Source organism: Bartonella pachyuromydis, assembly GCF_039543065.1.
Classification (GTDB): Bacteria; Pseudomonadota; Alphaproteobacteria; order Rhizobiales; family Rhizobiaceae; genus Bartonella; species Bartonella pachyuromydis.
Genome location: NZ_BAABJA010000020.1, coordinates 1 through 11,757 on the forward strand (window position 1 = coordinate 1; position 11,757 = coordinate 11,757).

18 protein-coding genes and 1 pseudogene are annotated in these 11,757 nt (G+C 36.7%); 11 read left to right on the plus strand and 8 right to left on the minus strand.

The annotated features are described in order from the left end of the window. The 8 genes and pseudogenes from ABD917_RS08045 to ABD917_RS08080 form a co-directional block, all read right to left on the minus strand. A pseudogene (locus tag ABD917_RS08045) lies at window positions 1–176 on the minus strand (tyrosine-type recombinase/integrase); the annotation flags it as partial. Window positions 177–186: 10 nt separating this feature from the next. Beyond that, window positions 187–393: a hypothetical protein gene (locus ABD917_RS08050; protein ID WP_345119566.1), complete on the minus strand. Its 207-nt coding sequence runs from the start codon at window positions 391–393 to the stop codon at window positions 187–189. A 123-nt stretch (window positions 394–516) separates the two neighbouring features. Further along, a complete protein-coding gene (locus ABD917_RS08055; protein WP_345119567.1) occupies window positions 517–1,140 on the minus strand; it encodes a lambda exonuclease family protein in 624 nt (207 codons plus the stop codon). Window position 1,141: 1 nt separating this feature from the next. Beyond that, complete coding sequence (gene bet, locus ABD917_RS08060; RefSeq protein ID WP_345119568.1) at window positions 1,142–1,963, minus strand: phage recombination protein Bet; 822 nt, start codon at window positions 1,961–1,963, stop codon at window positions 1,142–1,144. Window positions 1,964–1,976: 13 nt separating this feature from the next. Then, on the minus strand, window positions 1,977–2,708 hold the full coding sequence (locus ABD917_RS08065; protein WP_345119569.1) for a Rha family transcriptional regulator: 732 nt from the start codon (window positions 2,706–2,708) through the stop codon (window positions 1,977–1,979). Next, window positions 2,701–3,129, minus strand: coding sequence for an antA/AntB antirepressor family protein (locus ABD917_RS08070; RefSeq protein ID WP_345119570.1), 429 nt, complete (start codon window positions 3,127–3,129; stop codon window positions 2,701–2,703). Before ABD917_RS08070 ends, ABD917_RS08065 begins: the two co-directional genes overlap by 8 nt. A gap of 41 nt (window positions 3,130–3,170) precedes the next feature. After that, entirely contained in the window at window positions 3,171–3,581 is a 411-nt protein-coding gene (locus tag ABD917_RS08075; protein WP_345119571.1) for a hypothetical protein, read from the minus strand. A 277-nt stretch (window positions 3,582–3,858) separates the two neighbouring features. Further along, complete coding sequence (locus ABD917_RS08080; RefSeq protein WP_345119572.1) at window positions 3,859–4,212, minus strand: XRE family transcriptional regulator; 354 nt, start codon at window positions 4,210–4,212, stop codon at window positions 3,859–3,861. A gap of 88 nt (window positions 4,213–4,300) precedes the next feature. Here ABD917_RS08080 and ABD917_RS08085 point away from each other — a divergent pair, with 88 nt between their 5' ends. The 11 genes from ABD917_RS08085 to ssb all read left to right on the plus strand — a co-directional run bounded on the left by ABD917_RS08085 (window position 4,301) and on the right by ssb (window position 11,525). Beyond that, window positions 4,301–4,537: a helix-turn-helix domain-containing protein gene (locus tag ABD917_RS08085; RefSeq protein WP_345119573.1), complete on the plus strand. Its 237-nt coding sequence runs from the start codon at window positions 4,301–4,303 to the stop codon at window positions 4,535–4,537. Window positions 4,538–4,546: 9 nt separating this feature from the next. Beyond that, window positions 4,547–4,864, plus strand: a complete 318-nt coding sequence (locus tag ABD917_RS08090; protein WP_345119582.1) for a dATP/dGTP diphosphohydrolase domain-containing protein — start codon at window positions 4,547–4,549, stop codon at window positions 4,862–4,864. Between the two features lie 11 nt (window positions 4,865–4,875). Next, complete coding sequence (locus ABD917_RS08095; protein WP_345119574.1) at window positions 4,876–5,847, plus strand: hypothetical protein; 972 nt, start codon at window positions 4,876–4,878, stop codon at window positions 5,845–5,847. 122 nt (window positions 5,848–5,969) lie between these two features. Next, window positions 5,970–6,446 carry a crossover junction endodeoxyribonuclease RuvC gene (locus tag ABD917_RS08100; protein ID WP_345119575.1) on the plus strand — a complete coding sequence of 159 codons (477 nt, stop codon included), beginning with the start codon at window positions 5,970–5,972 and terminating at the stop codon, window positions 6,444–6,446. Beyond that, window positions 6,436–6,801: a DUF1376 domain-containing protein gene (locus ABD917_RS08105; RefSeq protein WP_345119583.1), complete on the plus strand. Its 366-nt coding sequence runs from the start codon at window positions 6,436–6,438 to the stop codon at window positions 6,799–6,801. The genes ABD917_RS08100 and ABD917_RS08105 overlap by 11 nt, the downstream gene beginning before the upstream one ends. Beyond that, on the plus strand, window positions 6,791–7,861 hold the full coding sequence (locus tag ABD917_RS08110; protein WP_345119576.1) for a DUF1376 domain-containing protein: 1,071 nt from the start codon (window positions 6,791–6,793) through the stop codon (window positions 7,859–7,861). The genes ABD917_RS08105 and ABD917_RS08110 overlap by 11 nt, the downstream gene beginning before the upstream one ends. Continuing rightward, window positions 7,821–8,270, plus strand: a complete 450-nt coding sequence (locus ABD917_RS08115) for a hypothetical protein (protein ID WP_345119577.1) — start codon at window positions 7,821–7,823, stop codon at window positions 8,268–8,270. The genes ABD917_RS08110 and ABD917_RS08115 overlap by 41 nt, the downstream gene beginning before the upstream one ends. 197 nt (window positions 8,271–8,467) lie before the next feature. Continuing rightward, complete coding sequence (locus tag ABD917_RS08120) at window positions 8,468–8,902, plus strand: hypothetical protein (protein ID WP_345119578.1); 435 nt, start codon at window positions 8,468–8,470, stop codon at window positions 8,900–8,902. Window positions 8,903–9,198: 296 nt separating this feature from the next. Next, window positions 9,199–9,498, plus strand: coding sequence for a hypothetical protein (locus ABD917_RS08125; protein WP_345119579.1), 300 nt, complete (start codon window positions 9,199–9,201; stop codon window positions 9,496–9,498). Between the two features lie 137 nt (window positions 9,499–9,635). Beyond that, a complete protein-coding gene (locus ABD917_RS08130) occupies window positions 9,636–10,346 on the plus strand; it encodes a Rha family transcriptional regulator (protein WP_425548562.1) in 711 nt (236 codons plus the stop codon). Window positions 10,347–11,144: 798 nt separating this feature from the next. Continuing rightward, a complete protein-coding gene (ssb, locus tag ABD917_RS08135) occupies window positions 11,145–11,525 on the plus strand; it encodes a single-stranded DNA-binding protein (protein ID WP_345119581.1) in 381 nt (126 codons plus the stop codon). Window positions 11,526–11,757: the final 232 nt, after the last annotated feature.

Below are 11,757 nucleotides of genomic sequence, written 5' to 3' on the forward strand. Positions count from 1 at the left end.
GGAGGGATTATGCCTTGTAATTCGGCGAGCGCATTTTTGTAATTGTCAACAAACTCTTGCGTTCCATAGGTTCCGCGTATTCTAATACGTTTTCCATGACCAATACGGACATACCATACAATTTTACCATGTTGTGTAATTTGTTTAACAAGATGAGGGGGGCGTGGTTTTGGCATGGTGACATGCCTATAAGATGATATCATAATCATCAGGTGACAAATTCCATGATTTATCATGATGACTAGCTGAATTTGGTAATGGGATATTGTCTTTAAGGTAGATAAGCAGTTCACCAGTAGGCTTGATTTCTATGAGTTCGCAGCCTTGCTTTTTAGCTTCTCTTAAAGCACGTGCAATGGCTGGTTGTGTTATGGTAGCTGGACGAGGCGCCATATCTTTTCTCCCTAATTTGAAGTGCAGTTCACCCGTGGCGTGAATCACGCATTGATTGAAATTTGTTATGAAAGGGCGGGGGTGCTAGGAGGCATGCAATTAACAAAGCACCCCCATAAGCTATCAGGCGGCTTTTGTTGAGATTCTTTGTATCTCTTGTTTTATTTCTACTAAAAAGCTTTCAACCGCTTGATTGATTTGTTCAATTTGTTTGTCATCACGATAGATACGTTTGATTTTCATACGTAAATGAGATGCGTCTCTCGTAAAACGTGGGTCATAACTGATAAAATCACACCATTTACGCCCCGTACAAGCCATTTGGAATTGCATTTGTGCAAGATATTCCGGTTTGATCTCATTATTGATAATGAAACGCGAATGATTAGTTGATCTAGGACATTTGATTTCGATTAAGCCATCTTCACCAACAAACCCATCAGGACTTGCACCAGCCATTTGGATTGTGGGGTGTTGGATAAAGCCGCACCTTTTGACCTCTGTATCATAAATGAAAGCATATTCTCTCAAGGCATCTTCTTCATTTTCAATGCCCCATTTCATATCTTCTGTTTCATAATAGGGGCTTGTTTGACCAGTCAGACGCTCTGTAATGAGTTTTATTTTGTAGTCATCATATTTGCTTGTAGGCAATCCTTTAGCTGTTTTACTAAGAATATTATAAATGTTTGAAGCGGTGACTTTACCTAAACGGGCTTGAAACCATTCTGCAGTTCTTTGTTGCATTTCACACCGCCGTTTGTTGTTCGTGAGACATTGGAGCATATTCAATATCTTGGATATGAATATATTCGGCATCTTGTGGAGGCGTGTCTGTTTGCTCTTGTTGTGGGAGATATTGTAGAGCTCTTTCTTTTTGAATATTTTGCTTTTTTTCCAACAGCTCTAAAACCTCTTGTGCTTTTTCATAAGATAGATCTGTTAGATTTTCGACATTCGCGTAAGAGAGAAGAGTATTTTCATTGGTTTCAGTTTCTTTAATTAACTGTTTGATTCGTTCAAGCATGGCATGAGAAACAAATTTTGTATTACGGTTTGCTTCATTAATACGAGCCGCTTCATCTTCTTCATAAATTCCAGAAAACCCGAAAGCATAGCGAGCGCATTGTATCGTAGCTTTATGGCGTAACATACGAGCTGGGTATTTTTGCCAAGTGTCACTTTTTTGTTTGCATTCATTTAAATATTCAGTGACTTCGATAGGATCTTTAATGTCTTTGAGACGAATAGCACATTTAATAGCAATGATATTACCGTCCTTATCGAGTTGATCTTGAAATGTCATGCCGTCAAATTGAGGATTAGATTTAATGATTTTAATCCACCCGTCGATAGAAACCACAGGTATAATGCCGCCGCCTCGTTTAGGGAGGGCATAGATCTCTTTAGTGAGAGGATTCAGTCCATAAGTATTAGCAACAGAGATAAAAGCAGCAAATTCTTCATCAGTGAAGTTATGACTGATGCATGTTTTGATAATAGTTTTTCGAAATTGTTCATGAGAGAACCCATATTTATTTGCCATAGTGGCTAGGGGTGAATTTGTCATTATTGTTTTCCTTCTAATGCATGTTTTGTCTTTTAAGCTCTTCAGACAGTACCCCCATGCCTTTAGTAGTGATTTTAGCAGCGGGTATAACTTTTTCTATTCCATTTGCGATTTGAAGCGTGATTGTTGGACAGTCCATCAGTTGCTTTTGGATTTTGTCTTGATAAGGGAGTAAATTTCCCCCTGCTGCACGTCTGTAAATCCAACCTTTTTTCTGTAAGAATTGAATGAATTGTTTTGGTTGCATCTCGAGTATTTTCGCGGCTTCTGTAAGACCGAAGAGCCCATTATGACGCTGTAAACTTTCAAGTGCCATGGCTTTTGGTGTTAAATCTTCAATAATGCTGTCTTTTTGATCTATCTGTCCTTGTAGGTAATTCAAAAAACCAATCATAGCTTTTGGACTTGAATAATCGATTTGTGCTGGTGTTATTTGCTTTTCTAATTCTTGCCAACGGTCAATAATTTTTGCACGCAAAGCAGTGCTATAACCAGAAACAAGAATTAAACATTCACGTTTGGGAAGGTTGTAACAAGGGCGGGGTTTCCCTTGTTCATCAATATAAGTGCTTAAAAATTTAGCCGGCCCAAATTTGGGCTCGCTAATTTCTTCAAGCATTTTCTTGATATCACGCATAACATGTTTATGCTGCTTACCACACAACTCTGCAATTTCAACACTAGACATGATCGGAATAGTTTGGTTATTAAAATTTCTTTCTTCTACTGTTATAAGATTATGCATGTTTCACTCCATTCGTTGTGACAACATTTTCATTGTGCTTAATTTGTTGTTTGAGATGTCTTAAGATTTCTTCTAATGTTTCTGGTTTTGAATAATCGATTATTGCTTTTACTTTTTTTTCATAGTCCAAAAAATATTGACGCACTTGTTTACCCTTGAGACTAGGTTCACAAATGGCAATGTGTTTTGCTGCATTTAAAGTGAGGGCATAATCTTTAGAAGGACAACCCCGTGATGGTAATTTTTTGGTAGATGTGATAAAATCGATATCTTCTCGAAAAGAAAAATCTTTAATACAGTTTGCTATCCATTTTCTAAACTCGGCTTTGACCTCTAAAAATGCATGTAAGTCACGAGCGCTAACGGTTTGAATGGTTTGTTGTTTAATTATAGTATTTTGAATAGGGATAAAATGTTTCATTACAAACCTTATATAAATTGGATTTGAAGGGGGATGCGCTATTAGAAGCGCACCGTATAGCTTGGGTAGTTTGGAATGACATCCCAAAGAGTTAAACGGTGCTGTTGTTCATAAGTACCGTACATTTCATCTTCATATCGCTGCTGTTCGATTTCTTCTAAAAAAAAATCGTATGCGGAGCTATGCTTAACAAAGTCATGAGGGATATTTCCTTCAAAACACTGTTCTTCACATTCTTTAAGATAGAACTCTGCGATCTCTTCAGAGATATCTTCGCACCGGTTAGTGGTTGGTTCTACACGGAAGATTTGAAGAGCATTATCGGCTTGATCGATAAACTTGATAATTTCTTTTTCATCAAAGAAAGTACCGTATTTAGCGAGATTTTGCTCTTCATTTTCACAGACGACTAAGAGAATTTCATCAGAATTTATAAACACTGGTTTATTCACAAATGCCTCCATATCAAAATATTTAAATACATTTTGAAAAAAACGCCTTGACATAGGTTTTTTTTTTCGGGGTATGGTGGTTTTGTATAGGCATTATGCATACTTGTCAACAAAAAAAATATGCGTAAAGTATATTTTTAGAGTGACATAAAAAGAGCTCTTATAAAATTTTTATTAATTAATATTTTTGGAAAAAGAGAAAGGAAATTTATTATGGAATTAGATAATAAAATAATGCAGATAGTTTCTGCTTTTAGCTATGAAAGAAAAAAGGCTTTTATTTTTTTTCTTCAGAATTCAGGCGGTTTAAAAGGTGAAGAATTGCTTCTTTATCTGGCTGACTTGTTGTTTGTAGCAAATCAATGATTTTTTCATCAATAGTTTGTGTAGAATCAGAAACTGAGAGGGTAGGACCATCTCCTTCTCCTGTTAGTAGCCAACCTTCGCTAACTCTAAATGCAGTTGCGTATTTTTTAGATGCCCGCGATATGCCTCGAATCCCTTGTTCATGTTGTATATAACTAGAATAGTTCCATCCGAAATATTTGGTTGCTGCTTTAGCGCTTTTGAAACCACGCATTAAACGTGCTTTCATTAGTCTAGAAGATTGATCTGTTATTTTATTGAGCATTTTTATCTTCCCATGTGTACTCATATTGCATGAAATTGATATGCATTTCGACTTGACATTGAAATACTCATAACGCATACTTTTGTTTATGAATAAGATAGAAGCAAAAAAACTAAGAAAACAGCTTAATCTTACGCTGGACGAAATGGCAGCATTATTGGGTGTCAACAAATCAACAGTATGGCGTTGGGAAAAGTATGGCGTTCCTTCAAGAGGAGCGGTTGCTTATCTTTTAAAATCATTATGCGAGCAAGCCAGCCCCTCATTGTCGAAAATTTGCAAGAGCAGCGGCGTTGATAGCGCGTGCGACGGTTTGCAGCTTTAGGAGATGATGATGTTTGTAAATCAAGCGCATAAGAACGATGATGGCAAGCCTCGTGTAGAGCTTATACCGCCTTTAGCACTGATTGAAATCGGTCGTGTTTTAGAGTTTGGAGCCAAGAAATACGGAGCAAACAACTGGCGTAATGGCATGGATTGGAGCCGGTTTCACGGAGCAGCTTTGCGTCATTTATTAGCATGGTTTGATGGAGAACAGAAGGATTCTGAGAGTGATTTATCGCACTTGGCACATGCGGCTTGTTGCCTGCTTTTCTTAATGGAATGCGAGGCAAAACAGATTGGTTGTGATGACCGCCCACATAAAAATTAATGGAGATCAAGATGAGTTCAAATGAAATGATAATTATGGGTTTTGTATTTGGTACTTTGCTTTTTGGCATAATAATGTTTCGTGTTGCATTGCATTATCGGGATAAGTTTAAACAACTTGCAGGGCAGATTGAAAAGCTTCAAGTCCAAATTGCAGAGCTTGAGAGAGAAATTGAAGAAAAAGAGATTAAGTTTTTAAATGAAACCAAGCAGAGCATTGATGAATGTGATGCGGATCTTAAAGAATTGCGACAAAAGATAGGTGCGTATGATGCAGCGTTCAAACGGAAGAACGATCTTATAGATCAACTAACAGCAGATGTTCAATCACGCGATGGGGAAATAGAGAGGCTTAAAGAAGAGGTTATTAAACTTAAAGAGAATATTATAGCAGTTGATCCAACTAAAAAATACGAATTCACTGGTGAGATCAAAGAGTACAAACTCAGTGGTGAGAAAGGTGATTGTACGCATATTTTGCATCGTATTCGTGCATTAAAAAACTTTGGAACCATTAAAAAGAGTGATTTAGGGGGCTGGATAGCAAAAGAAGCCAATCTTAGTCATGAAGGTGACTGTTGGGTTGGGGGAGAAGCTATGGTTTTTAGTGATGCCCAAGTTTATTCCAATGCCCAAGTTTATGACAAAGCTCAAGCTTATGAGCAAGTAATTGTTGGCGGTAATGCCAAGGTTTATGGCAATGCACGTGTGTATGGAAATGCAGAGATTTGGGGGGCGGCACAGGTTTATGAAGAAGCGCGCGTTTACGGATATGCTACTGTTACTAAGAATGCAGAAGTTTATGGCAAGGCACAAATTTACGAGGAGGCATTAATTTATGGTACCGCGAAGGTTTATGACAATGCAATTGTTTGCGGTAATGCACGTGTTGATACAAGCAACGTTGGTGGTGGTACTTTAATTAATAGTGGAGAAGTATCTACTGATAATAAAAAGAACTCTTCTCAGAAGAAAAGTAAGTGAGGAGAGAGAAATGGAGGAAAAAAACAAAATAATATGGGATCTAGAGGATAAACTTATGACGAACGAGGGGATAAGAAAGAGGTCCCAAAAAAAGCTTTAATTGTTTTTTGAGGATGATTTAAATGTCTCATACAATCCTTTGTTTTGATCTAGGTACGAAGACAGGATGGGCGATACGCGGTGCAGATGGTGGTATCACTAGTGGCACCGTTGATTTTAAATCACGCCGTTTTGAAGGCGGTGGGATGCGTTATTTACGCTTTAAGAGATGGCTTAATGAAATAAAGCAGGCAGCAGGTCAAATTGACGCGGTGTATTTTGAAGAGGTGAGGCGTCATGTTGGTACAGACGCGGCGCATGTTTACGGTGGCTTGTTAGCAACGTTAACGGCGTGGTGCGAACATCATAAGATACCGTATGAAGGTATACCGGTTTGTACAATTAAGAAAGCGACGACGGGCAAGGGGAATGCGTCGAAAGAAGAGATGATAGAGGCAATGCGTGCAAAAGGACACGCGCCTTGTGATGATAATGAAGCAGATGCTTTAGCAATTTTACATTTAGTTAAAGAGAGGGAGATCACGAATGATGTCCAGTGATAAAGTAGAGTGTGTAAAGTTTAATTCAGATAAGTTTTTAAAAGAGCTTATGGGTTTAAAAGCAACAGAGAAGGCAGTTTATACAACCCTTGTGTTGCTTATGAATGATAAGAAAGCGCCTCTTATCAATAATGCGTCTTATTTATCGAGTTGGTGTGGGTGTTCAGTGAAAACGTTTCAAAAGACATTAGAGACTTTAATAAGCATGGGTTACATCACGCGTTTAGAGAATGGGAACTTATGGCATAGGTCATTAGCTTTTGATTATAGCATCAGTAAATTTTCAGAAAGAGCTTCAAAAGCAGCGCATATGAGATGGAGTAAGAAAAGACAGGAGGCAATACATGTCCAGTAAATTACCATGGACGAGGTTATTTGCAGACAAGTGGCTTCTTGATATTGCATATTTGCCTCCTTTTGAAGGTTTCATATATGTTAAGTTGCGATTTCAAATGCTTCGCGCTGGAGAGCCACTTACGAATAATTTTAAAGTGTTATCTTTATTGGCTGGTTGCTCAGTAAAAAGATTTCAGAAAGCATTAGATCTTTTATTGGAAACTGGACACATTGTTTTTTCAGAAGATGGTCGTTTGTGGAGTTTACAAGTTGAAGAGGAACTCAATAACTCTAATGAAAATTTAAGCAAGTTTTCAGAAAGAGCACAAAAGGCAGCGAAGGCAAGATGGGATAAAAATAAAGATAACAGTGATGATGATGCTAAAGATGCTAGTAGCAATGCTATAAGCAATGCACAAGCAATGCTTAATGATGCCATTAACAATAACATTAACAATATATATAAAAAAACTAAAACTATCGTTTTAGCAAAAAAAGAAATCGATTTTGAAGATTTAGAAACGAGCGATTTGGTTGACGAGCCAACAGAGGTTGCTGCTGTTGAAAGCCCATCAGAACAAATCGAAACGGTAGCAGAAAACCAACCTCCCATTCACGAGCAAGAAAACGTTTTGAAAAAAACGAAACGTTCAAAAGCTAATCGAGGTTGTCGATTACCGAATGATTTCGAACCCGATTACGATTTTGCACTTTCAGAGGGCTTGCCTCCAGAGCGGATCAAAATCGAAATCGCAAAATTTCGAGATTATTGGCGTTCAAAAGCCGGTGCAAACGCTACCAAAATCGATTGGCAAGCAACATGGCGCAACTGGGTAAGAAATTCAAAAGATCATAAAATCAATCAACAAGGTGGCAACTATGGAAAAACAAGCACTAAACACACAGAACAGCAGCGTGGCTGGAGTTATCGAGTTGCACAGCATATGTCCAATATCAAAAATTCAGACAGTGTTTACAAATTTTTATTCGAGGATGATGACAGAACCTCCATTCCTTTGGAAAACAGGACAAAAGCCATTGAGTGCAGAAGTGGAGAGAGTTACAGCATTGGCTTATGATGCGTTGCAACAGCTTGAAAGAAAAGCAACGGAAGAGGAAATACAAACAGCATTTCTTGTCCTTTCCAATGGTCTCAAAAGCCCATTAGGATCAGATGAGAAATCAACAGCACTTGCGTATTTTTACGCTCTTGAAGGCATAAGCAGCTGGGCGTTGCAGACAGCAACAAAGGACGCATTGAAAGGCAAAGCAGAGGGATTAAATGCAACATTTATGCCATCAACAGCAGATTTTTATCGCTATTGCGAAAAGCTTGAAAGTGATATTCGCTGGAGTGCAAATTATATTTTGAAGGTTCTTGAGAAGCCTGAAATCAAGAGCCAAGATCAAGAGGCAGCGATAACATCAGAGCGCGTGGAAAAGCTTCACAGAGGACTTGAAGAGGTTTTGAAGAGCATTGAAGATTAGATAGCAAAATGGTGAAAAGTAGAAACCCTATTGGATTAGATATGCGTTTAAATCGACAAAAAGGCACCGTACAGAGCGATTTAAAAGTTTTTTGATAGAAACACATTGAAACTAAAAACTACACTGTACGGTCCATTTTGAGGCAAATAAACCCATTGGTAAAAGTTATGGATTTAGATTAAAGGATATTAAATCAGATGTTCTTAAGAAACCGTAAAAGACAGCAAAAAAAATTTATAGCAACGGCGGTTGGATATGCCCCATGGGGAATGGGAGTAACAGAGCATTTTTACAATCTTTACGAATATGAGGACGGGTCAAGAGAATATGAGGAATTCGATGGTGGACAATATCAAGATCATGAGATGCCAACGAATATTGATTACAGTACCAAGGCACAAGTGAAAGCGTGGATATATGGTGGTAATTTACCAAAAAGCGTATTGAGTTATGATGCGTTAATAGACGAGTTAAATGAGAAAATTAAACAACGCACAAAGGATGATCAGTTGATTTGTGAGATAACGAATGATTTTGAGAGAGGTTATCCATTATCAAGTGAAGAGATGGACAGAGAGCTAGAAAAAGCGCTTGATATTCAATTAGGTAATTATCAAAATGAAAAAAAGTGAAAAAAATTTAAAATACGTATTGACTTTAAAGAAAAGGTCGTTTAGAAGATTTGGCAAGTGCTTAAAAACCACTTGTGAATAGCGGGTGACCACGATAAGGTTTCTCCCATTCTTAAAAATACTGGCTTTCTTTTATGCTTTTGTTGGCATATAACGATTTATGTCGGGTGTAGCTATACCATACAATACCCTTCGCGAGGGAAAAGTATAGCGGCGGACTATTCACCGTGTTTTTAGCACCCGGCGCCCTTATGGGCTGTCAATTAAAAACTTTTAGTGAATAGAAAGAATTTCAAATGGAAAAAAACGAAATAAAAATAACCACCGATTTCTTATGTGATTTGTGGATGGCAGTGTGTAAAGAAGTTAATACAGATTATACTGAAGATGAATATAGTGAATCTTTAGTGGAATTGATGGCTGATCTAGAAAAAGTTTTAGTTTTAAAATTACAAAACGAAATTCCAAATTTTACAAAAATTTTAGCAATTATTACAGAGTTTGGCTGTTCTGAGCCAATTCATTCAATAGCGCCTCTTTTGAAAGCTTATAGACCTGATTTTGATAATGTGCATAGCCTCAATGAGGCTGCTTAAATAAAGCGCAGGCGCAGCGGGGCGCCTGCTTTTTAACTTTACTAGGAAAAAGAAGAATGTCACAATATTTAATCAATGTAAATCAAAAAAATCCAATAGACGTAAATCAAATCAACATAGATGATAGCATTCAAACTATGTCTAGTGTTGAAATTGCAGAGTTGTGTGGTAAGCAACATAAACATGTTATGCGTGATATCAAAAAAATGCTTGAAGAATTATATTCTGAAAACACTGCCCCCAAATTTGGGGTGAGTGATTTTACTGAGCCCAAATTTGGGCTTAGTGATTTTGCTGGGGTCTATAAAGATTCAACTGGTCGTACTCTCCCTTGTTACAACCTTCCCAAACGTGAATGTTTAATTCTTGTATCCGGTTACAGCACTGCTTTACGCGCAAAAATTATTGACCGTTGGCAGGAATTAGAAAAGAAAACAGATTTAGCAAGTGCTTTGCAGAATCCTCTTACAATTAGACAGCTACTTTTAGAGAGCATCAATCAATTAGAAACTTTAAAAAATGAAGTGAATACTCTTAAACCAAAAGCAATAGCTCTTGATGGTTTAACGCGCTCGGATGGCTTGTTTGGCATTATAGATGCTGCGAAAATCTTAGAAGTAAGACCTAAGGATTTATCAGATTACTTACGAAGATATGGTTGGGTTTACAAAAGAGTACCAAGTGGTCCATTATTACCATATCAAGATAAAATACAAAAAGGTTTAATGGATTGCACGACCATTACTATTCAAAAAAATGATGGTACAGAAAAGACAGTCCCGTCAACAAAAATAACAACAAAAGGATTGGCTTTATTAAGAGAGCAAATCCACGGAAATATGCAATAATTAAAAAAACGGGGCGGGGGCTTCTTTATAGCAAAAAAGAAAGCCGCGTCATTTAAAACACGGCTTCTTTTATTAAAAACCATTATTGACAAGGACAATTCATTATGAAAACGATTATTAATGAATTACATACTTTGTGTATAAACGCAATGGCGTTTTTATCAAATTGCATCATAAAACAGGCCGTGCTATGCTTAATTCGCAACGTTATTCTAGCGTTGTTTTTTAACCGTTTTCTAGAAAAAAACCTTTCTTAAGGATCATAAAAAAGCCGTGGCAATTGATTTTGACACGGCTTTTATTTTGTTGTTTTGCAATGCACACTAGCGTCAAACAAAATACTACAAAATGTGTATAAAGACAAATTTATTTTAATTCTATTTGCATCATAAAACAGGCTGTGTTAACGTAGGAATCGATTTAAAAAACTGCGAACCTTGTCCATCTTTTTTAGGTGGCAAGGTTTTTTTATATCACGTTAGCATAATGTTACTTTTTAGCGCTTTAATCTCATTGAGTAATAGACAATAAAAAAACGCGTCAAAATTCATTGACACGGCTTTTTATACACGTTTTTTGTTATTCCATTATCCAAGAGTGGACGAATATCTCTATATTGCACAATCTGTGTAAAAAAAGGCAAGCAATTAAAAAATAAAAAACATGATTCATATTGTAGATTCAATAGGTTACAATAATTATTGCTTGTGAATGCAACCCGTAATGTGTTATACTATTATCAGTTGTAAATTTGTTTTGTTGTTATGTGTCATTCCACCATAAAAGGATATAACCTGTATGTTGAATAAAGTGATTTTAATCGGTCATTTAGGTGCAAATCCAGAAAGCAAAACAATGCCTTCTGGTGGCGAGGTGGTTAATTTTCGAATGGCAACATTTGAGAGCTATACAGACAAGGCAATCAATAAGAAAATAGACAAAACAGAATGGCATTCTATTGTGGTTTTTAATCCACATTTGGCAAAAATAGCACTTCAGTATCTTCATAAAGGCAGCAAAGTCTATATAGAGGGGCAGTTACAAACCCGTAAATGGCAAGATAAAAACGGTATTGATCGATTTGTAACAGAAGTCATTTTACCTAAATACAAAGGCGATTTGAAGCTGTTAGATGGCAGAAATGATCAAGAGCAGTCATCTCCTTATAATAACGTATAATACAAAAAAATACAATAAAGTCAATACGTTGCGTGTAATTATTTTATATGAATCCACTTAAGAATCCACACTTTTATGCATGATTCATTTGACCATTTTTTATAAAAGATTATCACGTATGAATAGAGCATAAAAAGCAAATCATGATGCAAATATTATAACGCATGTGTGTATTTAAATGAAATGAAAAGCAATTATCATTCATAATAGTTCATAAATTTTATGATACGTT

Coding starts and splice junctions, on each gene's coding strand:
- ABD917_RS08050 (WP_345119566.1), bottom strand. CDS start 393: ATGGCGCCTCGTCCAGCTACCATAACACAACCAGCCATTGCACGTGCT.
- ABD917_RS08055 (WP_345119567.1), bottom strand. CDS start 1,140: ATGCAACAAAGAACTGCAGAATGGTTTCAAGCCCGTTTAGGTAAAGTC.
- bet (WP_345119568.1), bottom strand. CDS start 1,963: ATGACAAATTCACCCCTAGCCACTATGGCAAATAAATATGGGTTCTCT.
- ABD917_RS08065 (WP_345119569.1), bottom strand. CDS start 2,708: ATGCATAATCTTATAACAGTAGAAGAAAGAAATTTTAATAACCAAACT.
- ABD917_RS08070 (WP_345119570.1), bottom strand. CDS start 3,129: ATGAAACATTTTATCCCTATTCAAAATACTATAATTAAACAACAAACC.
- ABD917_RS08080 (WP_345119572.1), bottom strand. CDS start 4,212: ATGCTCAATAAAATAACAGATCAATCTTCTAGACTAATGAAAGCACGT.
- ABD917_RS08085 (WP_345119573.1), top strand. CDS start 4,301: ATGAATAAGATAGAAGCAAAAAAACTAAGAAAACAGCTTAATCTTACG.
- ABD917_RS08090 (WP_345119582.1), top strand. CDS start 4,547: ATGTTTGTAAATCAAGCGCATAAGAACGATGATGGCAAGCCTCGTGTA.
- ABD917_RS08095 (WP_345119574.1), top strand. CDS start 4,876: ATGAGTTCAAATGAAATGATAATTATGGGTTTTGTATTTGGTACTTTG.
- ABD917_RS08100 (WP_345119575.1), top strand. CDS start 5,970: ATGTCTCATACAATCCTTTGTTTTGATCTAGGTACGAAGACAGGATGG.
- ABD917_RS08105 (WP_345119583.1), top strand. CDS start 6,436: ATGTCCAGTGATAAAGTAGAGTGTGTAAAGTTTAATTCAGATAAGTTT.
- ABD917_RS08110 (WP_345119576.1), top strand. CDS start 6,791: ATGTCCAGTAAATTACCATGGACGAGGTTATTTGCAGACAAGTGGCTT.
- ABD917_RS08120 (WP_345119578.1), top strand. CDS start 8,468: ATGTTCTTAAGAAACCGTAAAAGACAGCAAAAAAAATTTATAGCAACG.
- ABD917_RS08125 (WP_345119579.1), top strand. CDS start 9,199: ATGGAAAAAAACGAAATAAAAATAACCACCGATTTCTTATGTGATTTG.
- ABD917_RS08130 (WP_425548562.1), top strand. CDS start 9,636: ATGTCTAGTGTTGAAATTGCAGAGTTGTGTGGTAAGCAACATAAACAT.
- ssb (WP_345119581.1), top strand. CDS start 11,145: ATGTTGAATAAAGTGATTTTAATCGGTCATTTAGGTGCAAATCCAGAA.